This window comes from Aliiroseovarius sp. F47248L, assembly GCF_023016085.1.
Taxonomy (GTDB): domain Bacteria; phylum Pseudomonadota; class Alphaproteobacteria; order Rhodobacterales; family Rhodobacteraceae; genus Aliiroseovarius.
Map to the genome: position 1 here is coordinate 2,215,447 of NZ_JALKBF010000001.1, position 22,975 is coordinate 2,238,421.

Sequence of the window (22,975 nt, forward strand, 5' to 3'; positions counted from 1 at the left end):
CCTTGATTTGCGCCACGATGCTCAACAGCATATGTAGGAGGTCCTGATGGACACAATCAAAGCCGCTGTCTGTCACGCGTTTGGCGACCCTCTTGTGGTCGAGGATATCTCGATCCGCTCTCCCGAGGGCAGCGAGGTCGAGGTGACGCTGGATGCCGTCGCAATCTGCCACAGCGACATTTCCTATATGCAGGGCGATTGGGGCGGCTCTTTGCCCGCCGTCTATGGTCACGAAGCTGCAGGGCGCATCACCGGATTGGGTGATCGCGTCCGGGGTTTGTCCGTCGGTGACCCGGTCGTTGTGACCTTGATCCGCGCCTGTCAATCCTGCCCCAGTTGTGCGTCGGGGTCGCCCGTCACTTGCGAAACGCCCTATGACGGCGATCAGGGACCGATCAAGACGCAGAACGGTGGCAAGTTGCATCAGGCCATGGCCACGGGGGGATTTGCCGAGCGTGTGGTTGTGGAACAAAGCCAAGTGGTTCGGATACCCGACGATATAGCGATGGACGTCGCGTCGCTTCTGGCCTGTGGTGTGATCACTGGCGTTGGCGCAGCCGTGAATGCCGCCAATATTCGTCCCGGCGAAGTTGTTGTGGTGATCGGCGCTGGCGGCGTCGGGCTGAACGCCATTCAGGGCGCGCGCATTGCCGGGGCATCACGCATTATCGCCGTCGACATGAGCCAGGATAAACTGGAAGCTGCGATTGAGTTCGGCGCGACCGACGGAGTTCTGGCCACTACGGACGCGCCATGGAAATCGGCCTTCAGGGCAGCGGGGCGCGGAGCGGATGCGGTGCTTGTTACAGTTGGTGCGATTCCGGCGTACGACGCCGCCCCGCGTTACCTTGCTCCCGGTGGCAAGGTGGTGATGGTCGGAATGCCCCACTCAGGCGGTCTGTCCCACTATGAACCCGTGATCTTGGCAGCCCTTGGTCAGGGCATGGTGGGCAGCAAGATGGGCGATGTTGTAATCCAACGCGACATCCCATGGATGATTGACCTGTATCAACAGGGACGCTTGAAGCTGGACGAGTTGATTTCAGGCCGCTGGCGTCTGGATCAGATCAACGAAGCGATCGCCGACACCAAATCTGGTACGGCCCGTCGCAATGTCATCATCTTTGATCACAGCTAGGAGGTCGTAATGCGCCTGCAAGATCTGGAAATCTTCGTGGTCGCACCACCCGCGCCGGGTTGGGGTGGGCGCTATTGGATCTTCGTCAAGCTGACCTCCGATGACGGGGTTGTGGGATGGGGCGAAGTCTATGCCGCCGCTGTTGGCCCCACCACCATGCGCGCTGTCATCGAGGATGTCTTTGTCCGCCATATGCAGGGCGAAAACCCTGAGAACATCGAGCTGATGTTCCGCCGCGCGTATTCCGCCGGGTTTACCCAGCGCCCCGACCCAACTGTGATGGGGGCTTTCTCGGGCCTTGAAATTGCGTGCTGGGACATTCTGGGCAAAGCGCGGGGGCGGCCGGTTTGGGCGCTTCTGGGCGGTAAGATGAACGACCGCCTGCGATCATACACCTATCTCTATCCTGATCCCGGCCACCCTTTGCCAGCCTTCTGGACTTCACCTGAAATGGCTGCCGAAGCCGCAGCGACCCGCGTGGCCCAAGGGTTTACAGCGCTGAAATTCGATCCTGCCGGACCCTATACAATCCATTCAGGTCACATGCCCGCAATGCGCGATATCACGCGTTCGGTCGAGTTCTGTGCAGCCATCCGCGAGGCGGTTGGAGACAAGGCAGACCTTCTGTTCGGCACCCATGGGCAGTTCACCACAGGCGGCGCGATCCGCATGGCGCAAGCCATCGCACCTTTTTCTCCGCTGTGGTTTGAAGAGCCAGTCCCACCCGACAGCATCGCAGAAATGGCAAAGGTGGCCCGCACCAGCCCGGTCCCCGTGGCGACGGGTGAGCGCCTGACCACAAAGGCCGAATTTGCAGAGGTTCTTCGCCAAGGCGCGGCGTCCATCCTGCAACCCGCTCTTGGCCGTGTCGGCGGTATTTGGGAAGCCAAGAAAATCGCCGCCATCGCCGAAGTGCACAACGCCCTTATCGCCCCACACCTTTACGCCGGGCCCATCGAATGGGCCGCGAATATCCATCTCGGCACCTCGATTCCCAACCTTCTGATGATTGAGACCATCGAACAGGGGGGTGACTTCCACCTTGCCTTGATCGGTCACACGCTGCGTTGGGAACAGGGTTTTGTCATCCCACCAGACGCGCCGGGGCTTGGGATCGAACCTGACGAAGACTTGATGCGCGCGCATCCCTATACCGGCGACGGTTTGCATCTTGAACCGCAAGAAGGGCCGTGCAGTTACACAGAAGAAAACTGCTTTGAAGGCGGTGCACCTGCGCGAAAAGACTGATGTCGATCCTTGCAGGGATTGCACGCTCACCCCGCCGACCTGCAAGTCGGTTCATCGGTGGGTCGTGCGATTTCAGCATGCAGGCCAAAATCCAGTACAACCGGATCATTTGCTTTTCCGCAAAGCCTTTGCAGTCATTTCCAGACCGTCCCCCATCGCACGATAATAGGCTGCGTAATCGGCAACCCGCGCGCGTGGGCCGGCCTCGGACGCAGGAATGTCTCTCAGTGATTCCTCAATATCCGTTGCCGCACGCCGCACACGTGTTGCAGCGGCTTCGACCATGTTGGCGAAAGCGTTGTCAACGACCTGAAAGTAATCCTGACGATCACCCGGCTTGGCGACACGTTTGATCAATTGCTGGCTTTCCAGCATCCGAACACTGGAACTGACGCTGCCCCGACTAACCTGCAAAGCATCGGCAAGTTGTCCGAAGGATACCCGCTCGCCATCATACAACAGCATGGCCAAAACGCGACCGGCGATACGTGGCAAACCTTCTGATTGTGCGATCACACCGATTTTTTCGATGAATTCTGCCCGTGCCGTCTTTGCAGCATTTGCATGTTCGACCCTGTTCACGTCAGGTCTCCTCAATTCGCACGTTGTTGACAAGTTAGCGGCGAAGGCCGTATCTGTCTAGTACGTTCAGTCTAAATTGAACGCCTAAGTCGCGAGATATTGCATGCGGAAGAATACCTTTTCGACCAAGGGTCTAACGAAGGTCTATGGCGAGGGTCGCTCTGCCGTTCATGCGTTGCGTGGCGTGGATCTGGATATCCCGGAAGGTGAGATCGTCGTGCTTCTTGGCCCTTCGGGCAGCGGCAAATCCACTCTTCTGAACATTATCGGTGGTCTGGATCGCGCGACGGAAGGACAAGCATACTTTCAAGATCAAGACCTTTCAGAGATGACCGATAAGCAATTGACACGTTATCGGCGCGATCATGTTGGCTTCGTCTTTCAGTTCTATAACCTGATGCCCAGTTTGACCGCCCAAGAAAACGTCGAACTTGTCACCGAGATCGCCCGCGATCCGATGAACCCCGTCGAAGCCCTGGCTATGGTCGGGTTGCGCGAGCGGATCGACCATTTTCCGGCGCAAATGTCCGGTGGCGAACAGCAGCGGGTCGCCATCGCGCGGGCGGTCGCAAAGAACCCCACTGTGCTGTTTTGCGACGAACCGACCGGTGCGCTTGACAGCACAACTGGACGTGCGGTGCTCAACGTATTGAAAGATGTGAACGAGAAGCTGGGCGCCACCGTGCTGATCGTCACCCACGCAGCCAGTCAGGCCGCGATGGCGGATCGGGTCATCCATTTCGCCGATGGTGATGTTCGCGAAGTCGTTGTGAACAAAACCAAGTTGACACCTGAAGAGATCGAGTGGTGAGCCCTCTCGATCATAAGCTTCTACGCGATTTGTGGCGTATGAAGGGGCAGGCCATCGCAATCGGCATGGTAATCGCCGTGGGCGTAGGCATGCTTGTGATGATGACCGGGCTTGTGACGTCGTTGAACGAAACACGCGCCGCGTATTACGAGCGCTATCGGTTGGCCGACGTTTTTGCACCTGTAACCCGCGCCCCAGATCGGATGGCTCTGCAGTTGGCAGCCATAGACGGCGTCAGATCGGTCGAACCACGCGTCGTTGGCGGTGCTCTCATCGACCTTCCTGATTTCGACCTGCCGGTGCAAGCACAAGCCGTGTCACTGCCCGATCTTCGCAGCCCACGCCTTAACGACGTGTTCCTGACAGATGGGCGGATGATTGATAGCGACCATTCAGATGAAATTCTTTTGCTGCAAGCCTTTGCACATGCCCACAAACTAAGCCCCGGCGATCGCATCAGCGCCACCATGAATGGCGCACGTCGCAGCTTTCAGATTGTAGGCCTCGCGCAAGCACCCGAGTTTCTCTATACAACTGCGCCCGGCGAGCTGATCCCGGACGACGCCCGTTTCGGAGTGATCTGGATGAGCCGCTCGGCGCTTGCCGCGGCTTATGACTTGGAAGGCGCGTTCAACGAGGCGCTGTTGTCGCTGTCACGCGGTGCAAACGAAGCTGCTGTTCAGGACGCCGTGGATCGTATCCTGAACCCCTTCGGCGGCACAGGTGCCTATCCCTTGGCAGACCAGACATCGAACACATTCGTCAGCGAAGAAATCGGCGGGCTGGAAGCTGCGGCCACCGGCGTGCCGCCGATCTTCCTCGCTGTTGCGGCCTTCCTGCTCTACATCGTTATCAACCGCATGGTGCAGTCCGAGCGCGAAGAAATCGGGCTGATGAAGGCGTTCGGCTATACCAACGGAGAAGTTGGCGCGCACTACTTCAAGCTGGTTCTGGCGATTGCAATCGGTGGAGCACTTGCAGGATGCCTGATGGGCATCGCGGGCGGAAGGGCGTTGATTCAGGTCTATGTTGCCTATTTCAAGTTCCCGTTTCTTGTATTCCAGCTTGATCCGGCATCGTTTGTGACAGGCGTCAGTGTAAGCATCCTGTCGGCATCTGCAGGTGGGCTTTTGGTCTTGCGCAGTGTTTTTGCCCTTACGCCTGCGTCTGCTATGCGTGCACCAACCCCTGCCGATTACAGCCGTACGGGCACGTTAGGACACGCCCTGAACCGCTGGCTGGATCAGCCTTCTCGGATGGTATTGCGCCGCATCACACGGCAGCCGGGTCGTATGGCCGGTGCAATGATCGGTATTGCCTGCGGTATGGCGCTAAGTCTGTCGATGATCACGATTTACGCGGGCTTTGACCGAACCATCGACCTGACCTTCAACGTGATAGATCGGAGTGACGTGACCGTCAGCTTTACACATGCGGCTTCTGAAGCGACGATCTTTGAATTGCGTCGTATGCCCGGTATCACGTTGGTCGAACCCGTACGGCACGTGCCCGTAGTGCTTCGAAATAGGCTCGAAACTCATCGGGGCGTCATAAGCGGGCTTGCCCCGGATGCTCGCCTCAGCCGCGCGATCGACAGTGACCTTGCCGAGATACCACTTGAGGGTGGCGGCATTGTTCTATCCAAGGCGTTGGCAGATAAGCTTGATATCCGCCCTGGTGACTCCCTGACCGTCGAGGTGCGCGAAGGTCGGCAACCTGTCTTGCGCATCCCGGTCACCGCGGTCGCCGAAAGTTTGCTCGGGGCGCCTGCCTATATGGATCTTGCGACACTTAATCGGGTTCTGCGTGAACCGAGCCGTGTATCGGGCGCGTATCTATCCATTGATCAAGCACGCGCCACCGATATTTACACAGCCCTTCAAGACATGCCGACCGTTGCGGGTGTCAGCCTGAAGACACAGGCTGAGATCGCCTTTCAAACCCTGATGAACACAGGCGCAGGTGCAATCCGCTACGTCATGGGGGCTATCGCCTTCGTCATCACCTTCGGAATTGTCTACAATGCCGCACGCATCGCTTATGCCGAACGCTCCCGCGATCTGGCTAGCCTACGTGTTATAGGCTTTACAAAAGGCGAAGCCGCGTTTGTCTTGCTAGGCGAATTGGCCATTGTAACGCTGGTCGCCCTACCGATCGGCAGCTTGCTGGGCTACTATCTATCATTCGGCATCGCCGCCGGATTTTCCAGTGAGTTGTATCAGATCCCCGCGATCTTCGATCCGGCAAGCTATGGCTTTGCAGCAATGGTCGTGATCGGGGCTGCTGTTGCATCGGGTTGGCTGGTGAAACGCGATATCGACCGGGCAGATCTCGTATCGGCTTTGAAAACAAGAGAGTGACCAAAATGGCCAAAGCAAAAAAACGATCCCGCCATATCCTGACGACCGGTGTCGTTCTGTTGGTTGCAGGCGCCCTTGCTATTGCCTTCTGGCCCAAACCCACCATGGTCGACATAGGCGAGGTATCACGCGGGACAATGCGTTTGACCATAGACGAAGAAGGCCGCACCCGTGTTCGCGATGCTTACATCGTTTCGACCCCTGTGGCTGGTCAGTTACAGCGGGTCGAAGTGAAGCCGGGTGATCCGGTGATCCGTGGCGAAACCATTGTGGCCCATATGCGCCCCACGAACCCGGCTGCTTTGGACGTGCGCACCCGCGAACAGGCGCAGGCCGCGGTCAATGCAGCCCAGGCTGCATTACGTGTCGCTCGTGCCGATCTGAATGCGGCCGTTGCAAATCGGGACTTGGCGCAGACTGAATTGACCCGCACTGAACAACTGGTCAAGCGCGGCATCTCAAGTGAGGCAGCGCTGGACCGTGCCCGACAGACCGCGCGCGTCGCGCAGGCGAATGTGGATACTTCAGAAGCCGCTATTTCCATGCGCGAAGCCGAGATCGCCAACGCTCAGGCACAGTTGATCGGTTTCGACGACCCACGTCTGGCCGCTGCCATCGGCACAAGGTCAGACGACATTCCGCTCTACGCTCCGGCAGATGGGCGCATTCTGCGCGTCATACAGCAAAGCGAAACGTCTCTCTTAGCTGGGTCGCCAATTATGGAGATTGGAAATATTGAAAACGATCTGGAAGTCGTCGTTGAATTGTTGTCCACCGATGCTGTGCAGGTCAGGCCGGGTGACGCGGTCATCATTGCAGACTGGGGCGGCGGCACTGATTTGACCGGTGAGGTCATTCGCGTCGATCCCTTCGGCATCACGCAGTTTTCGGCCCTTGGCGTCGAAGAACAGCGCGTGAATGCCGTCATCGCTTTCACCAGCCCGCCCGCAGATTATGCAGGCCTTGGTCATGGGTTTCGCGTGGAAACTCAGATCATAGTTTGGGAGGCACAAGACACCTTGATCGTCCCCGCCAGCGCCCTGTTCCGCAGCAAAGACGATTGGACCGTGTTCATTGTGGAAAACGAAACAGCGCAACAGCGAACCATCGAGATTGGCCCGAATAACGGGATCGAAGCGCAAGTTACTTCCGGATTGGCCGAGGGCGATCGCGTGATCCTTTACCCCTCGTCTGGCCTATCCGAAGGAACAAACGTGTCTGAACGGGTGATTAACTAAAGTCTTTCAAATGATCGCGTCGCCAGAACGGGCTCTGTCGATGGTCGCAGAAATAGGAGTTGGTGCTGACTGTCCATAAATTTGCACATCTACCTGACTCGGCAATTTTTTTTTGGGATATCTAAACAAATAACACTACCTTGAAATCTAGCGACTCGGAATCGACAGCATAAATCTGCACGCCGGACAATGATGCAAAACGAAGTCAACCAAAAGTAAGGACACTCCGATGAATGTCGCAGCCCCTGAGGTCGTTTAGCCGATAGGAACCTTGCTTGCGGAACTCATCCACTGCCCGGCAGGCGATGCTTGCATCGCTGAGAGGGAGGGCCCGTGGCAATCGCCACGCAAACAGGCCGGACACACGACTGTACTGACAGACCATAGCAATCGCAAAAACATCTTGCGATGCAGGAGCAACCCTCACAGGACATTCGCACAGCGAGCGGAGTTCTGCGGTGCGGCCCCGGGAGATCTTCCTACGCTGCGAGTGCAAAAACTGAGGGCGTTCGAACTCACACTACGCGGGACAATCCGGACTTACGCTGCTGCGGCAATGTCGCCTAAGTCACTAACACAGCCATTCATCCAAGCCGAAAGACTGCAAACGCAAACCCTGATTTTACTGCGCGGTATTGGAGCCACCCGGACGCGGCATCATGTGCTGTCGGTATGGCCCCAGTAAAAACGCGTCAGGCAGCTTCATACTGCATAAACACTTCTGTGCTGCCATCTGGATGGATCAAAAAGACGTCGTAGGCTTCTCGCTCCTCCTCTGGTCCCATTCCGGGGGACCCGTAGGGCATGTCCGGCACCGAAAGACCTACGGCATCGGGACGCTCGGACAGCAGCCTGCGGATATCGGCAGGCGGGACGTGACCTTCGATGAAGTACTCACCAATCTTGCCCGTGTGGCAAGACATCATGTTCTGCGGAATACCGTTGTCGAGCTTGTATCTAACCAGTTTCGTGCCCAAACTGTTTTCGGTCGTGACGTCAAAACCATCGTCCTGCAATATGTGCACCCACGCGTCACAGCAGCCGCAATTGCGGTCTTTCAGAACGTGGATGGCTGGTGCGCCCTGCGCGTGGCCCAGATGAGGCGCGAATGCGGTAAGGCTGGCAGCGCCGATGAGCAGTTTACGGCGATTGAGCGTTTTCATGTCATATCCTCCAGATTTCATTTCAAGTTACTTTACCCTGCGACGTTCAGCGCCCAGCCAATTACCAGAACCTGCGGCACTGTCAAAAAGCGGCAGCAGAAGTGCCGCCTTTAGCCGTCCCGTGACTTCGCGCAAAATCAGGATTTCGGTATAAACGGTCGCAGCACCATGCGGCTGGCTGTGACGGAACGGCGCGCAACATCTGTTGCAAAGGCCCTGTCATAGCACGTGCTGCGCAGGCCCGCCTTTGCCTCACGCCAGACGTGGAAGTCTGCGGGCAGGTCTTCGCGGTTGGGGTTCGGCCTTACCCTGCCTGCGCGTTCCAGAGCCTCTACGACAAGGCCGGTAGCGAAGGCGATGACCAGAGAAGCGATCAGAAAGATCGCCATCCCTTCCCAGCCCATCAGAACACCGATAATGACTGTTAAAGGCAGCAAATTCCACGGGCTTGCGATCAGGAAGGCAAAGACCTGTCCAAGGCTCGCACCGCGCTTATAAAGCTTTGCACCCACCATCAGCACGCCTTGGTTGCACAGATCAAGCAGCATGCCTACAAGAATGCCCCACCACATCAGGTTCATCATCTCTTGAATGCCATGGGTGAAAACACCAAGCCCAAGGGGGGCATCATGCGGCAGAACAAAGCCTGCGATATAGCTGAGCAGGATAATCGCCCCCGAGCCCCAGAGCATCCAGTCCACACGTCGTCATGTCGGAGCGTCAACGCTTGTGGTCGGACCGCAACAAGAAGACACCGTGGTGTCGACGGTTCCACAGCAGCAGTCCAGTCCCTGCCTGGCCGTCAAACGTGGCGCGCCTTCACCGGGCAGTATGAACCCACCAGTGTCGCACGACCCTGTTTTTGCGTTGATGTTGCTATCACTCATGTCGTCTTCTCCGTTAACGACTCGCAACATAGAGCCTCTAGCTACTGTAGCTTCAAGAGGTTTTTGAAGTTTCTGAATTACAACCCCACGCGGGCTTGTCGAGCATTGTAAGCTCTGACTAAAACCTACATGCACTGCAGCAATCATAAGGCCTTCTATGTCGGCTATCGGCACCCTCGCCGAGCGCACCGGCACCAAGGTGCAAACCAACCGCTATTACGAGCAAATCAGACTTCTGCCTCAGCCGGAACGCACCGATGGCGGGCAGCGGCGATACCGCGACAAGGATCTCGACCGGCTGGCTTTCATCCGGCACGCGCGACAGCTTGGCTTCACGCTTGAAGCGATCCGAGAGTTGCTGGACCTGTCCGACAACCCTGACCGGTCCTGAGCGGACGTCGATAACATCGCGCAGCGTCAGCTTAAGGACGTCGAAGTCCGGATCGCGAGGCTGGAAGCCCTGCGCACGGAGCTTAAGCGGATGCTGCGGGAGTGTCGCAGGGATACGGTGTCCGACTACCGTGTTCTGGAGGTTCTGCGCGATCACTCGGCCTGTCTGACGGATCATGACAAACCCGCGTGACGCGGCGCTTCCCACGACTGGGGCCGATTTCAACAGTCGAGGGGCCGACAAACAAACCCACAGAATCCTGTTCGGAGTGATCATGGTCTGCAGTCGGCCGGGAAAGCCAATCTGATCACCTGTTGCTGTTGGTATGAATGTCACCTTCCAGATAAGAGCGGGGCAGTTCAAACAGACTATTTCTCGAAAAGGGTGGCGAACTTGTGTTCCACAAGTTCCAGAAATCGGCTCGCCACCCGCGATGGCTTGCGCAGAGCCGGTAGCAGAAGATCGTACCGAAACGGCTGCTCGGGAATCAAGGGGCGCACCAGAACCCGACCCGACAACCCGAAGTATGTCGCAGTAACCGGCTCAACAATCGAGATGCCAGCGCCTGCAGCGACCATCTCGCATATCGATGCGGACAGTTGCGCCTCGGCGACAATGCGCGGGCGCGCAGATGCCTTTGACAGAAAGAGATCGGTTTCAGATCGCGTGCCAATCTCAGCCCCAAGGGCGATGAAGGGTTGCTGATCAAAATCCTGAGGTTCCAAAGCCCTCTTTTGTGCCAAGTCATGGCCGATGGGCATGACCGCCAACATTCCGGCTGTGAAGGTCGGTTCTCGGATAACGGCTGGATGATCGGTATCCAATGCCGCAAACCCCAGATCGAACTGCTGCGAACTGAGGTGCCGCAGCACGGCTTGAGAGCTTCGAGCACGCAGCGATACAGTGATGCCAGGCTCTTCAGCGATAAATTCCGCAATCACATCCGGCAAAAACTTCAATGCCAAGGCTGGCATACCCGCAATCAAAAGACTGCCTTTTCGAAAGTCGCGGATGTCTTCGATGACCCGCGATATTTCGGCCATGCCGACAAAGGACCGTTCAACCTCTTCGTAAAGCGCAAGCGCTTCGGGGGTGGGAAAAACCTGTCGACCGCGCCGCTCGAACAGATCAAAGCCAGCGGTGTATTCCAGGTCCGATATCATCTTGCTGATGGATGGTTGCGTTGTCCCAAGGACATCGGCAGCCGCGGTGACCTTGCCGGTTTCAATGACGGCGCGAAAGGCTTCGATCTGGCGATGTGTGAGGCGCTGCAACATTACCAATACATATCCTGAAGGAATGAATAGCACAAATACTACGATTATTCATATGAAGTGAATCTTGCGACAGTGACTGCGGAGGAATTGCATGTCGCCCATCAACCCTGAAATCACCATCGTTGGCGGTGGCGTCGTTGGCCTATCGGTTGCGATGGGTCTGCTGCTCGCCGGACATCGTGTTCGGGTGCTTGACGGCGCGGATAGTGACGCGCGCGCCTCTCAGGGTAATTTTGGATTGGTTTGGGGACAGGGCAAGGGTTGGGACTTTGCACCCTATGCCCAATGGACAAACGATGCCTTGGCCGCATGGCCGGATTTTGCACACAGGCTCACCGAATTGTCTGGAATCGACGTGGCGCTGGATCAATCGGGCGGCTTTGAGTTTTTCACGGACCCTGACGAAATGGACGAATTTGCCGGGATGCTGGCAAAGCAGCAAAGCCATCTTGGCAACCGGTTCAGTCATGAGATCATTGGCGGCGATGAACTGCGCAAACAGATACCCGGTATCGGTGGTGATGTTGTGGGGGCCAGCTATTCCCAACTCGATGGTCATGTGAACCCGCTGCGCTTTCTGCGTGCCTTGCGCCTTTCTGTCAAAGCGCTTGGTGGACAGATCAGAGCAGAGGCGCATGTTTCAAAGATCACACCTGCGTCCGGCGGGGGGTTTGAACTAAATTTGGAAAATGGTGAAAGTCTTGGAACAGACAAGGTTTTGCTTTGCGCCGGATTGGGTGCGATGAAACTGGCCGCAAGCCTTGGGTTCAGCACCCAAATTCGTCCCCAGCGTGGCGAGCTTCTGATCACCGAGAAGCTGGGAGAACGGTTGCCGTTCTTGTCCAGCACCATCCGACAGGTGGACGAAGGCGGTGTCCAAATCGGCGGCACCAAGGCGGATGTAGGGCTGGACGATAGTGAAACGCTTGATGTCATGGCTGGTTTGGCCCGTCATGCCGTTGCGGTATTCCCGGCCTTGGCTGATGTGCGTGTTGTGCGGGCGTGGGGCGCTCTGCGTGTCATGTCGCCTGATGGCTTCCCCGTCTATTCGCATTCGCGGCGGCATCCGGGCGCATATTTTGTGACCTGCCACAGCGGGGTGACCCTTGCTCCGCTGCACGCGTCTGTCCTCACCGATTGGATTGAAAACACACCCGCAGCACCAGATTTGGAGGCATTCGATGAACATCGCTTCACGCTTTCAAACGCCGCTTGAAGACACGCCACAGGTGACGATCCATGTAGATGGTAACGCCATTATGGTATCGCCAGGCATATCTCTTGCTGCTGCGCTTCTCTCGTATTCGGGTGGGCCGACGCGTATGACCGCCAAAGGAAGCGAACGCACCGCGTTTTGCATGATGGGCGTGTGCTTTGAATGTCTGGTTGACGTGGATGGCACACCGAACACGCAAGCCTGTATGATCACCGTGCGCGAGGGTATGGTTGTGAAGCGCCAAATCGGTCTGCGAAGGCTGAACGGGGGCGGTGATGTCTGAGTTTGACCTGATCATCATCGGCGCCGGACCTGCCGGCATGTCTGCAACTGCGACGGCGGCCAAAGGCGGATTAAAGGTGCTGCTCTTGGATGAACAACCGCGTGCAGGTGGACAGATATACCGCAATGTTGGCGAGAATCGCGCGTCGCGCGGGTGGCTTGGTAGGGACTATGCCTCTGGTGCGCGCTTTGTGGACGCCCTTGATCGTCCCCGCGTGACCACTGAATTCGGCGCGACTGTCTGGCGGTTGGAAAGCGGGCCGCGCGTCGTGTGGTCTCGGGATGGTGTCAGCCATATCTCAACGGCTCGACATGTCCTGCTGGCAGGCGGCGCACAAGAGCGTCCGGTGCCATTTCCCGGGTGGACACTGCCCGGCGTGATGACTGCAGGTGCGGCACAGATCTTGATGAAATCGGCAGCGATGCTGCCAAAAGAGGCTGTGCTGGCTGGCTCCGGCCCGCTTCTGTATCTGATCGCCGCACAAATGATTGATGCCGGGTTTCCGCCCAAAGCGCTGGTTGAGACACAAACGCCGCGCATGATGTTAAAGGCTTTGCCACATCTGCCGAAGGCATTGTTCGGCTTGCCGACTTTGATGAAAGGGCTTGGGCTGATCCGTAAAAACCACGCGGCCCGCGTACCCCGCTATTCCGGTGCTTCGCAATTTCAGGCGCAAACCACGGATGATGGATCAGTTGCGTTTTCCTTTTCACATAAAGGTCAACGCAAGACCCTGACCTGCAGTCTGTTGCTGACCCATCTGGGCGTCATCCCGTCCACCCACATGAGCCGATCGGCGGGCATCACGCACGAATGGAATCCAAACCAAGTGACATTCCAACCAATCACGGACATCTGGGGCAGCACAAATCAGCAAGGCCTGCATGTGGCGGGCGATGGTGCTGGCATTGGTGGCGCTGAGGCCGCTGCTGCGTCCGGAGAACTTACTGCCCTGAACATCCTGCATCAGTCCGGTCATATCACCGTCGATGCGCGCAACCAAAGGGCGGCAGCCGCACGCGGCACCCTGTTTCGTGCCAACGCAGTTCGTCCGTTTCTGGATGCAGCTTACCCGCCGCCATCGGAATTCCTGTCGCCCATTGATGAAACGATCGTCTGTCGTTGTGAAGAAATAACTGCGGGCGAGATCCGCACCAGCATAGGTGAAGGCGCGTCAGGTCCCCGTCAGATCAAAACATCGCTGCGCACCGGAATGGGCCCGTGTCAGGGCCGGATGTGTGACGCCACTGTGCGCGGCATTTTATGCGCGGGCAAAACATCCGGTTTAACACAGATCGACCCGCCACGGGCGCGCACGCCCATCACCCCGGTCAAGCTTGGGGAACTTGCCGAAATGGCACCAAATCAGGAGGAAACGGCATGAGCGATCCCGCCGCACTCAAAGTTGACGATCTGCACAAGAGTTTTGGCGCCCATGAGGTGATCAAAGGTGTCTCGATGGAGGCCAAGAAAGGCGAAGTGATCGCCATCCTGGGGGCATCGGGTTCCGGCAAAAGCACATTCCTGCGCTGTATCAACCTGCTCGAGACGCCGAATTCCGGCGATGTGTTCCTTGCGGGTGAAAAAATCCGCATGACGCAGAACCGCCATGGCGAGGTTGTGCCAGAGGACATCCGCCAGGTGGAACGCATGCGCGCGCGTCTTGCGATGGTGTTTCAGGGGTTCAATCTGTGGTCCCACATGACCGTGATGGAAAACGTGCTCGAAGGGCCGCTCTACGTTCAGCATACGCCCAAGGCAGAGGCCCGCGAAAAGGCACTGGCCCTGCTTGAAAAAGTCGGTCTGTCGGACCGTGCCGACTATTACCCGGCGCATCTGTCGGGCGGCCAGCAACAGCGCGTCGCAATCGCCCGCGCTTTGGCGATGGACCCCGACGTGATGCTGTTTGACGAGCCGACATCCGCGCTTGACCCTGAACTGGTCGGCGAAGTGTTGGGCGTGATGCGTGATCTGGCCGAGGAAGGCCGCACCATGCTGGTTGTCACGCACGAGATGGGCTTTGCCCGCGATGTCTCAACCAAAACCGTATTCCTGCACCAAGGTGAGGTCTGTGAAGAAGGCCCGCCGGCGAAATTGTTTGCCAACCCGCAAACCCCCGAGTTTCAGGCGTTTCTATCGCGCATGAATTGACCCCAACCAAGACGTCCAAAAGAGAGGATCCTACCATGATCAGAAGAACTTTTATCTCAACAATCGCCGCCGCGACACTTGCTGTTGCCGCTGTTCCTGCGTTCGCCGAAGACGCGCTGCGCATCGGTGTCGAAGGCGCATACCCTCCGTTCTCGTCGAAAGCCTCGGACGGCACGCTTGAAGGCTTCGACATCGAAATCGCCATGGCTCTTTGCGCCGAGATGAAGCGCGAGTGCGAGCTTATCGAGCAGGAATGGGACGGCATGATCCCGGCGCTGAAAGCCCGTAAATTCGACGCGATCGTCGCTTCGATGTCGATCACCGAAGAGCGCAAGCGCCAGATTGATTTCTCGGAAAAGTACTACCAGACACCTGCCCGTCTGGTTGCAGCAAAAGGTGCTGACTTTGAAAGCACCGCCGAAGGGCTTGCCGGAAAGCGCATCGGCGTCCAGCGTGGCGCGACGCACCAGTGCTATGCCGAGAAGATGTATCCCAATGCGGAAATCGTTCTTTATGGCACACAGGAAGAGGTCTTTCAGGACCTGGCACTTGGCCGGATCGACGCACAGTTGTCCGATAGCCTGATCGCCCAGAACAGCTTCCTGAGCCAGGATGAAGGTGCGGACTTTGCCTTCCTTGGCGGAGACCAGCTTGACCTTGAGTGCTACGGCGAAGGTGTCGGCATTGCCGTGCGCCAGAACGAAGAAGAGCTGCGCGACGCATTCAGTGCTGCGATCAAGGCCATTCGCGAGAGCCGCAAGTATGCCGAGATCAACGACAAGTATTTCCCGTTCGATATCTACGGCGCGCGCCCCGAGGGCAGCTAAGCCACACGTCAGGGCAGCACGCCGCTGCCCTGACACACCCACCTGCCCTGAGGAGCGCATGATGGACCTGATACTGGAATATCAATCCCAGCTGATCGCCGGCACGTTGATGACGATCAAACTGGCGCTTGCGTCGCTTGTCGTCGCGCTCTTTTTCGGGCTGCTCGGCGCTTGGGCCAAACTGTCGTCCAACCGGTTGGCACGGCGCATTGCCAACCTCTATACCACAATCGTGCGCGGCATTCCCGACCTCGTGCTGATCTTGCTGGTCTTCTACGGCGGCCAAGTCACGCTCAACAACATCGGCGCCGCAACAGGCCTTTGGGGCTATGTCGAGGTCAGCCAGTTCATCGCAGGCGCAGGCACGATCGGTGTCATTTTCGGCGCTTATTTCACCGAAACATTCCGCGGCGCGATCATGGCCATTCCGCGCGGCCAGATCGAAGCCGGCATCAGCTGCGGGATGCGCCGCTCGCTTATCTTCCGCCACATCATCTGGCCACAGATGGTTCGCTACGCGCTGCCCGGCTTTACCAACAACTGGCTGGTGCAACTCAAGACAACGGCGCTTGTGTCAGTCATTGGTCTGCAGGATCTGGTCTACAACGCCTTCACGGCGGGCCGCTCGACAGATCAGCTGTTCACCTTCATGGCCGCCGCCTTTGTTATTTACCTGGCTCTGACCGGTATTTCCGATGTGCTGCTGCGCGCACTTGGCCGGCGTTACAGCCGCGGTGTGGTGAGGGCTTAATCATGGAAAACATACTCCCCTACATCCCGCTTGATATTGTCCTTATCGCTGACAATTTCGACCGCTTTCTTTATGGTGTGTGGATCACGTTGAACCTGACGTTCCTGTCGTTGTTGCTCGGCGGGCTTCTGGCCATCCCCATGGCAATCGCCCGGGCTTCGCGACACAAAATCTTCGATCCCATCATCCAAACCTATACCTACGTCTTTCGAGGCACACCGCTGTTGGTGCAGACCTATCTTATTTACTATGGCGTCGGTCAGTTTGATGTGATCCGCGAAAGCTTTCTCTGGGACCCGATCATATCTTCCGCTTGGTGGTGCGCGCTTATTGCATTCACGCTCAACACGGCAGCCTACACAACCGAACTGCTGCGCGGTGCCATCGCGGACACGCCAAAAGGCGAGGTCGAGGCGGCCATCGCCACCGGCCATTCCTATCGCAGCCGTATGCGCCGGATCATCTTGCCATCTGCCTTCCGTCGCGCCATTCCTGCCTATTCGAATGAAGTCATCTTCATGCTGCACGGTTCGGTCGTCGCCAGCACCATAACGCTTCAGGACATCCTTGGCGTGGGTCGTTGGTTGAATGGGCGATATTACCTGGCCTATGAGGGCTTTATCACCGCAGCCCTGCTTTATTTCCTGATCGTGTTGTGCATCACATGGGCCTTCCGCTGGTTCGAACGCCGCTACCTGCGCCACCTCGTGCGGCGCGACGTATCGAACGAGACCAATCTTCCAGCGCAAACAACCACTTAAAGGACCAATCCATGATCACGCGCATGTATACCAACGCTCGCATGAGCAAAATCGTCAAGCATGCAGGTGTCGTATACCTGTGCGGCCAGGTTGGCGACGGAGCAAATGTAACAGAACAAACCCGCGACTGCCTGTCACGCGTCGACGCGTTGCTGAACGAGGCAGGATCATCGCGGGAGCATATCCTTCAGGCAACGATATGGCTCGCCGATATGGCGGATTTTGATGAGATGAACGCAATTTGGGACGATTGGGCTCCAAAAGGCCAAGCGCCTGCCCGCGCCTGTGGAGAGGCAAAGCTGGCTGATCCTGATCTATTGGTCGAAGTTATCGTAACGGCAGCGGTCAGTGCTTAAACTGGTATGAGAAAGAGTTATTCACCGGTGTCTGACGTCAGCGCCTGCCGGACAGAATTTGGGGTTTGAGCAACGGAGGATTTTTGGTTCATCGAAGCCACTATGGAGCGAAGACGAACAAGAAATCCGGGACATCGAAGGACGCCGCTGACAAGTTAGTCAGGGGGATCAAGCGAAAGACGCGTAAACGCTATTCAGCCGAGGAGAAGATCAGGATCGTCCTGGCGGACCTGCGCGGCGAGTAGAGCATCGCCGCCCTGTGCCGCCATGAGAAGATTGCCGAGAGCCTGTATTATTCCTAGTCGAAGGAGTTCCTGGAAGCAGGGAAGGCCCGGCTTTCGTGGGACACCGTGCGCCAGGCGACAGAACCAGAAGTGAAAAAGCTGCGCTCGGAATCCGCTGCCCTGAAGGAAGGGGTCGCCGAACTGACGCTCAAGAACCGTCTGCTCAACAAAACATGATCGAGCCCTCTCGGAAGAATGCTTCGCATTCGCCTGTCGGCTGACGGCTGGGGCAGGATCTATCTCAGCACGTTCCTTGACGACTACAGCCGTTACATCATCGCTTGGATACTCTGTACGACGATGAAGGCTGCAGACGTCACCGATACGCTTGAACTCGCGTTGGACGCATCGGGCTGCAATTGCTCGACAGTCGTGCTGAAGCCACGCCTTCTCAGCGATAACGGGTCATCCTACGTTGCGGCCGATCTGGCTGAGTATCTCGTGGGCAAGGGCTTGGACCACGTTCGCGGTGCGCCGCATCAACCGCAGACACAGGGCAAGATCGAGCGCTGACACCAGACTATGAAGAACCGCGTGCTGCTCGAAAACTACTTCATACCTGGCGACCAGGAACGGCAGATCGGCGCCCTTGTGGATCACTACAACAACCACCGCTAACACGAGAGCCTGGCCAATCTGCCCCCGGCCGATGTCTATCATGGCCGCGGCGCGTAAATCCTGAAGATGAGAGAGGAGATCAAGAAACAGACAATCCGAAAACACCGGTTGCAGCACCAAGCCGCGGTCGCATAAACTCAAACAGAAACCGAACCAGAGCCTCCGTTACAAAGCGGCCCCACAAGTCCGAAAAACTCTGACGACGGACAGCCTTGGGGCGACGGTATGGGTTTGAAAACTTTATGAGCAAGAGTGGCGCACAAGTTCAAATAAGTCATTGAATTATAATCGTTAAATCCACAACGCGTCCGATAGCACCACAAAAATCCGTTTTGTTGTAAAAACGGACTTTGGATGTCGAACGTCAGCAATTTTGGCAATATGGCGATCCCTGAAGGACTCGAACCCTCAACCTGCTGATTAGAAGTCAGCTGCTCTATCCAGTTGAGCTAAGGGACCGCACGACGAAGCCTTACCCCCGGCGCAACACTCCTTTCAACCGTAAAACGACGGATCAGCCTTTGATTTGCTTGGCAACCACCCACGACACCGGCAATGCCACGACAAAACCTGCGATGGCGGCGTAGATGATGGGCTGCGCGGTATCCATGCCGACGGTCAGCGCGGCGATGATGAAAATCCCGGCAAGCGTGGCGCCGAGCAGGATATAGATGACGGCGGCGAGACGGAACATGGCATTCTCCTTCGATACAATCGCGAATACGCACGTGTTGTGGACCGGACGCCGCCGCGCCTCTTTGATCTGGATCAGTCGCCGATCATTGCCTTTGCGACAAAGTAGCTCACTGGCAACCCGACCACGAACCCGACACCCGCCGCGCCCAGCAAGGGCCACAGGCCGGACACGCCGTTGACCAGCGCGACCACCACCAGAACCGAGGCCAGTGTGGACCCGATGATCCCGTAAAATGTCATGACGATCTTAAAAAGCGGTGAACGCATCTGGGGCCTCCTTGCCGGGCGACATAGCCGACCGACCCTGCCCTGCCTACTTCTTCTTCACGAACTGCGTCAGAATGACAATGCGCTGCCCTTCAACGCGACCCTCAATATGCTCGGGGTTGTCGGCCACAAGGCTGATCCCCCGCACCGAAGTGCCGCGTTTCGCCGTGAACCCCGCGCCCTTCACGGGCAGGTCCTTGATCAACACCACGTTGTCGCCTTGGTTCAAAATGGCCCCGTTGGCATCCTTGTGCTGGGACGCGGCGGCGACATTATCGACCCACGCCTGAGTGTCCTCGTCCAGATACACCTGATCCAGCAAATCCTGCGCCCAAGACGCGTCAATCCGCTTGAGCATCCGCACTGACACCACCTGAACCGCCGCATCCTCGGACCACATCGAGGACGCAAGCCCCCGCCAATGGTTCGCCTCGGGCGTGCCGTCGATCTGAGCGGCACAGGTGGCGCAAATATCAACCGCCGCGCCCTCGGGTCCGCCGGGAACGGGGAAAGAGGAGAGAGGGGCGTCTGAGGCGCAGAGGGGGCAGGTCATGGGAGAGGCTCCGGGGTTTGAAAGTGTTTCGTATGTGAAAACTGGATGCAATAAAAGCAAACCCTTAACGAGGACTGAAACTGAATTTTGAAATACTCACTAATTCGAGGCGACCCCAGTGCAATCAGTCTAGATTTTCACACCTAGCAACCCTAGGCTGATTGCATTGAGGTACGGTTACTTATCGAGAGTATTTTTTATGGATATGGGCGGAATTATTGAAGCGGCGACATCTACATGGGAAGAAAGTGATATTCTGGATTTCAAAAGAGAGTTTTCACCACACAAGAAAGCGGCATTTTGGGCTGAAACCGTCAAAGATATTATCGCATTCGCAAATACTCGGGGAGGTATCCTTCTGTTTGGAGTTAACGATGACGGATCGCCATCAGAAATTGATTGCACAGGTTTGTTGACGTTTGATACCGCCTCAATTGCAGATCAGATTAAAAAGTACACCGGTTGCGATTTTGCTCTGATTTCGATCTTAAGCATTGAGAAAGAATCCCGAACTTACCCAGCCATCGCCATTAGCCCTGTCGATTTACCAATTGTATTCACCAAAGTCGGGACATATGAAACCCGGCCCGGCAGTCAAAAAACCGCATTCAGTGTCGGAACCGTTTATTTTCGTCATGGAGCCAAAAGCGAGCCTTGCACAAGAGATGACCTCAAGGCTTTCTTAGACAGACGCCTAGACGCTATACGAAAGGAATGGCTGGGCAACATTCGGCAGGTCGTCGAAGCTCCCTTCGGGACAAACGTTGTCTTGACGCACTCTGGAACGGCTATTTCGGAGGTAAACGTCACAGATAATCCGGACGCACCGTCAGTCAGAATTCCAAACCTAAGGGATAAGTATCCTTACCGACAACAAGATGTGATCAAAAAGATAAATGAGAAGATCGATGGCGGCGCCAGAATTAATACACACGATATTCAGTGCATTAAATTCAAAGAGGGAATTGATGATAACACGGGTGGGATTCACTCCCATCGGCCTCACGCGAAATCAAGCCCACAATATAGTTCTGAGTTCATAGATCTTGTCTGTAGCAAGTATGAGGAAAACAATCTCTACTTTAAGGAATGCCGGAAAGCTTATAAAGAAGCGAAATATTGATGCGGGCTGAGCTAAATCCCCTTTTCCTTGTCGAATCTGGCGTCAGATTAGCAGGTGCGAGAGACACTTGAACTAAAGCAATAGAGTAATTCGTTGCTCATTACTCACGAATACTTCCATGAGTTAATTATCCATCTTCAACGCTGAGATAAACGCTTCCTGAGGGATATCCACTTTCCCGAACTGGCGCATTTTCTTTTTACCGGCCTTCTGCTTCTCCAACAGTTTTTTCTTCCGGGTCGCGTCGCCGCCGTAACATTTCGCGGTCACGTCTTTGCGCAGGGCAGACAGCGTCTCGCGCGCGATGACCTTGCCGCCGATGGCCGCTTGGATCGGGATTTTGAACATGTGGCGGGGGATCAGGTCTTTCAGTTTTTCAACCATGGCGCGGCCACGCATTTCGGCGCGGTCGCGGTGAACCATGGTGGACAGCGCGTCGACGGGTTCGTCATTCACAAGGATCGACATCTTGACCAGATTGTCCTCGCGATAGCCCAGCATTTGATAATCAAACGATGCGTAACCCTTTGTTACGGATTTCAGGCGATCATAGAAGTCGAACACAACTTCATTGAGCGGAAGGTCATAGACAACCATCGCGCGCGACCCGGCATAGGTCAGGTCCATCTGGATGCCCCTGCGGTCCTGGCACAGTTTCAGCACGTCGCCCAGATATTCGTCAGGCACAAGGATCGTCGCCTTGATGCGCGGCTCCTCCAGGTGATCGACCGTTGACAAGTCGGGCATGTCGGCGGGGTTGTGCAACTCATGCATCGTGCCGTCGCGCATATAAATGTGATAGATCACGCTGGGCGCGGTTGTGATCAGCTCGATGTTATATTCACGCTCGATCCGGTCGCGGATCACCTCAAGGTGCAACAGGCCAAGGAAGCCACAACGAAAGCCAAAGCCCAGCGCGGCCGAGGTTTCCATCTCGTAACTAAACGACGCGTCGTTCAGGGCGAGCTTCTCGATGCTGTCGCGCAGGTCTTCGAATTCTGCCGTGTCCACCGGGAACAGGCCACAGAACACCACGGGTTGCGAAGGTTTGAAGCCCGGCAGCGCCTCGGTCGTGCCCTTCTTCTCGTGCGTGATCGTGTCACCCACCCGCGTGTCGCGCACCTGCTTGATCGAGGCGGTCAGGAAGCCGATCTCGCCCGGTCCAAGTTCGTTAATCGGGACCATCTGCGGGGTGAACACGCCGATCCGGTCCACCGGATAGACAGCGTTGGTCGACAGCATGCGAATACGCTCGCCCTTTTTCAGCTTGCCGTCGATCACGCGGATCAGAACGATCACACCCAAGTACGAGTCATACCAGCTGTCCACCAGCATCGCCTTCAGGGGCGCATCGGCATCGCCTTTGGGGGCGGGCAAATGCTGCACAATTGCTTCCAGCGTTTCGTGAATGCCCTGCCCCGTCTTGGCGGACACCTGAATGGCGCCGGACGCGTCGATGCCAATCACGTCTTCGATCTGTTCCGCCACGCGGTCGCAGTCGGACGCGGGCAGGTCGATCTTGTTCAGGATCGGCACAATCTCATGATCCGCGTCGATGGCCTGATAAACATTGGCCAGCGTCTGCGCCTCGACCCCTTGCGTCGAGTCAACGACGAGCAGCGAACCTTCGACCGCCCGCATCGAGCGGCTGACCTCATAGGCGAAATCGACGTGGCCGGGCGTGTCGATCAGGTTCAGGATGTAAGTCTCGCCATCATCCGCGCTGTATTCGATCCGAACGGTGTTCGCCTTGATGGTGATCCCGCGTTCCCGCTCGATATCCATACTGTCGAGCATCTGCTCTTTCATGTCCCGCAAGGACACGGTGTTCGTCTCTTGAATCAGACGGTCGGCAAGCGTGGATTTCCCATGGTCGATATGGGCCACGATCGAGAAATTGCGGATGTGTTTAAGGTCGGTCATAACGGAGGGATATGAGGGGGAATTGTGAGGCAGTCAAGCGGCGTTACAGCCCGCAACCTCAGAACCAAGAA

At 56.8% G+C, this 22,975-nt stretch carries 22 protein-coding genes, 1 tRNA gene and 2 pseudogenes; 16 read left to right on the plus strand and 9 right to left on the minus strand.

Features of this window, described 5'->3' with window-relative positions; genetic code table 11:
• The first annotated feature begins 46 nt into the window (after positions 1-46).
• Together MWU51_RS11025 and MWU51_RS11030 are read left to right on the plus strand one after the other, a co-directional pair.
• Positions 47-1,138 (plus strand): alcohol dehydrogenase catalytic domain-containing protein, encoded by a 1,092-nt coding sequence (locus tag MWU51_RS11025; RefSeq protein ID WP_247037185.1) that lies wholly within the window; start codon positions 47-49, stop codon positions 1,136-1,138.
• Positions 1,139-1,147: 9 nt separating this feature from the next.
• Positions 1,148-2,386, plus strand: a complete 1,239-nt coding sequence (locus MWU51_RS11030) for a mandelate racemase/muconate lactonizing enzyme family protein (protein WP_247037187.1) — start codon at positions 1,148-1,150, stop codon at positions 2,384-2,386.
• A gap of 105 nt (positions 2,387-2,491) precedes the next feature.
• Here MWU51_RS11030 and MWU51_RS11035 read toward each other — a convergent pair whose 3' ends face one another.
• Positions 2,492-2,968, minus strand: coding sequence for a MarR family transcriptional regulator (locus MWU51_RS11035; RefSeq protein ID WP_247037189.1), 477 nt, complete (start codon positions 2,966-2,968; stop codon positions 2,492-2,494).
• 103 nt (positions 2,969-3,071) lie between these two features.
• Here MWU51_RS11035 and MWU51_RS11040 point away from each other — a divergent pair, with 103 nt between their 5' ends.
• The 3 genes from MWU51_RS11040 to MWU51_RS11050 are packed head-to-tail and all read left to right on the plus strand — an operon-like array spanning position 3,072 to position 7,377.
• On the plus strand, positions 3,072-3,779 hold the full coding sequence (locus MWU51_RS11040; RefSeq protein ID WP_247037190.1) for an ABC transporter ATP-binding protein: 708 nt from the start codon (positions 3,072-3,074) through the stop codon (positions 3,777-3,779).
• Positions 3,776-6,139 (plus strand): ABC transporter permease, encoded by a 2,364-nt coding sequence (locus MWU51_RS11045; protein WP_247037192.1) that lies wholly within the window; start codon positions 3,776-3,778, stop codon positions 6,137-6,139. Before MWU51_RS11040 ends, MWU51_RS11045 begins: the two co-directional genes overlap by 4 nt.
• A gap of 5 nt (positions 6,140-6,144) precedes the next feature.
• Positions 6,145-7,377, plus strand: coding sequence for an HlyD family efflux transporter periplasmic adaptor subunit (locus tag MWU51_RS11050; protein ID WP_247037194.1), 1,233 nt, complete (start codon positions 6,145-6,147; stop codon positions 7,375-7,377).
• Between the two features lie 692 nt (positions 7,378-8,069).
• On the opposite strand, the gene MWU51_RS11055 is transcribed toward MWU51_RS11050, so the two are convergent.
• Both MWU51_RS11055 and MWU51_RS11060 read right to left on the minus strand, forming a co-directional pair.
• Entirely contained in the window at positions 8,070-8,540 is a 471-nt protein-coding gene (locus MWU51_RS11055; RefSeq protein ID WP_247037196.1) for a DUF411 domain-containing protein, read from the minus strand.
• 137 nt (positions 8,541-8,677) lie between these two features.
• Positions 8,678-9,232, minus strand: coding sequence for a permease (locus MWU51_RS11060; RefSeq protein ID WP_247038822.1), 555 nt, complete (start codon positions 9,230-9,232; stop codon positions 8,678-8,680).
• 352 nt (positions 9,233-9,584) lie between these two features.
• Here MWU51_RS11060 and MWU51_RS11065 point away from each other — a divergent pair.
• A pseudogene (locus MWU51_RS11065) lies at positions 9,585-10,010 on the plus strand (helix-turn-helix domain-containing protein).
• 176 nt (positions 10,011-10,186) lie between these two features.
• Here MWU51_RS11065 and MWU51_RS11070 read toward each other — a convergent pair.
• Positions 10,187-11,095 carry a LysR substrate-binding domain-containing protein gene (locus MWU51_RS11070; protein WP_247037199.1) on the minus strand — a complete coding sequence of 303 codons (909 nt, stop codon included), beginning with the start codon at positions 11,093-11,095 and terminating at the stop codon, positions 10,187-10,189.
• Between the two features lie 91 nt (positions 11,096-11,186).
• On the opposite strand from MWU51_RS11070, the gene MWU51_RS11075 reads away from it, so the two are divergent.
• The 9 genes and pseudogenes from MWU51_RS11075 (at position 11,187) to MWU51_RS11115 (ending at position 18,477) form a co-directional block, all read left to right on the plus strand.
• Positions 11,187-12,311: an FAD-dependent oxidoreductase gene (locus MWU51_RS11075; RefSeq protein WP_247037201.1), complete on the plus strand. Its 1,125-nt coding sequence runs from the start codon at positions 11,187-11,189 to the stop codon at positions 12,309-12,311.
• Positions 12,277-12,594, plus strand: a complete 318-nt coding sequence (locus MWU51_RS11080; RefSeq protein WP_247037203.1) for a (2Fe-2S)-binding protein — start codon at positions 12,277-12,279, stop codon at positions 12,592-12,594. The genes MWU51_RS11075 and MWU51_RS11080 overlap by 35 nt, the downstream gene beginning before the upstream one ends.
• Complete coding sequence (locus MWU51_RS11085; protein WP_247037204.1) at positions 12,587-13,978, plus strand: NAD(P)/FAD-dependent oxidoreductase; 1,392 nt, start codon at positions 12,587-12,589, stop codon at positions 13,976-13,978. Before MWU51_RS11080 ends, MWU51_RS11085 begins: the two co-directional genes overlap by 8 nt.
• On the plus strand, positions 13,975-14,745 hold the full coding sequence (locus MWU51_RS11090) for an ATP-binding cassette domain-containing protein (protein ID WP_247037207.1): 771 nt from the start codon (positions 13,975-13,977) through the stop codon (positions 14,743-14,745). The genes MWU51_RS11085 and MWU51_RS11090 overlap by 4 nt, the downstream gene beginning before the upstream one ends.
• A gap of 35 nt (positions 14,746-14,780) precedes the next feature.
• Positions 14,781-15,572 carry a transporter substrate-binding domain-containing protein gene (locus MWU51_RS11095; RefSeq protein WP_247037209.1) on the plus strand — a complete coding sequence of 264 codons (792 nt, stop codon included), beginning with the start codon at positions 14,781-14,783 and terminating at the stop codon, positions 15,570-15,572.
• Between the two features lie 61 nt (positions 15,573-15,633).
• A complete protein-coding gene (locus tag MWU51_RS11100; RefSeq protein WP_247037211.1) occupies positions 15,634-16,323 on the plus strand; it encodes an ABC transporter permease in 690 nt (229 codons plus the stop codon).
• A gap of 2 nt (positions 16,324-16,325) precedes the next feature.
• Positions 16,326-17,084, plus strand: a complete 759-nt coding sequence (locus MWU51_RS11105; RefSeq protein WP_247037214.1) for an ABC transporter permease — start codon at positions 16,326-16,328, stop codon at positions 17,082-17,084.
• A gap of 11 nt (positions 17,085-17,095) precedes the next feature.
• Entirely contained in the window at positions 17,096-17,440 is a 345-nt protein-coding gene (locus tag MWU51_RS11110) for a RidA family protein (RefSeq protein WP_247037216.1), read from the plus strand.
• Positions 17,441-17,607: 167 nt separating this feature from the next.
• Positions 17,608-18,477 (plus strand): annotated as a pseudogene (locus tag MWU51_RS11115) (DDE-type integrase/transposase/recombinase).
• A gap of 247 nt (positions 18,478-18,724) precedes the next feature.
• Here the strand turns inward: MWU51_RS11115 and MWU51_RS11120 are convergent.
• The 4 genes from MWU51_RS11120 to MWU51_RS11135 form a co-directional block, all read right to left on the minus strand.
• Positions 18,725-18,801: transfer RNA gene (locus tag MWU51_RS11120), tRNA-Arg, on the minus strand.
• Between the two features lie 55 nt (positions 18,802-18,856).
• The gene (locus MWU51_RS11125) at positions 18,857-19,036 is read right to left on the minus strand and encodes a CTP synthetase (protein WP_247037218.1); all 180 of its coding nucleotides are present in this window, start codon (positions 19,034-19,036) and stop codon (positions 18,857-18,859) included.
• Between the two features lie 74 nt (positions 19,037-19,110).
• Positions 19,111-19,305 (minus strand): CTP synthetase, encoded by a 195-nt coding sequence (locus MWU51_RS11130; RefSeq protein ID WP_242114757.1) that lies wholly within the window; start codon positions 19,303-19,305, stop codon positions 19,111-19,113.
• Between the two features lie 46 nt (positions 19,306-19,351).
• The gene (locus MWU51_RS11135; protein WP_247037220.1) at positions 19,352-19,858 is read right to left on the minus strand and encodes an alkylphosphonate utilization protein; all 507 of its coding nucleotides are present in this window, start codon (positions 19,856-19,858) and stop codon (positions 19,352-19,354) included.
• Positions 19,859-20,057: 199 nt separating this feature from the next.
• Between MWU51_RS11135 and MWU51_RS11140 the strand changes: the two genes are divergently transcribed.
• Positions 20,058-20,981, plus strand: coding sequence for an RNA-binding domain-containing protein (locus MWU51_RS11140; protein WP_247037222.1), 924 nt, complete (start codon positions 20,058-20,060; stop codon positions 20,979-20,981).
• A gap of 123 nt (positions 20,982-21,104) precedes the next feature.
• Here the strand turns inward: MWU51_RS11140 and lepA are convergent, their stop codons facing one another.
• Positions 21,105-22,904: a translation elongation factor 4 gene (gene lepA / locus MWU51_RS11145; protein WP_247037224.1), complete on the minus strand. Its 1,800-nt coding sequence runs from the start codon at positions 22,902-22,904 to the stop codon at positions 21,105-21,107.
• Between the last annotated feature and the right edge of the window lie 71 nt (positions 22,905-22,975).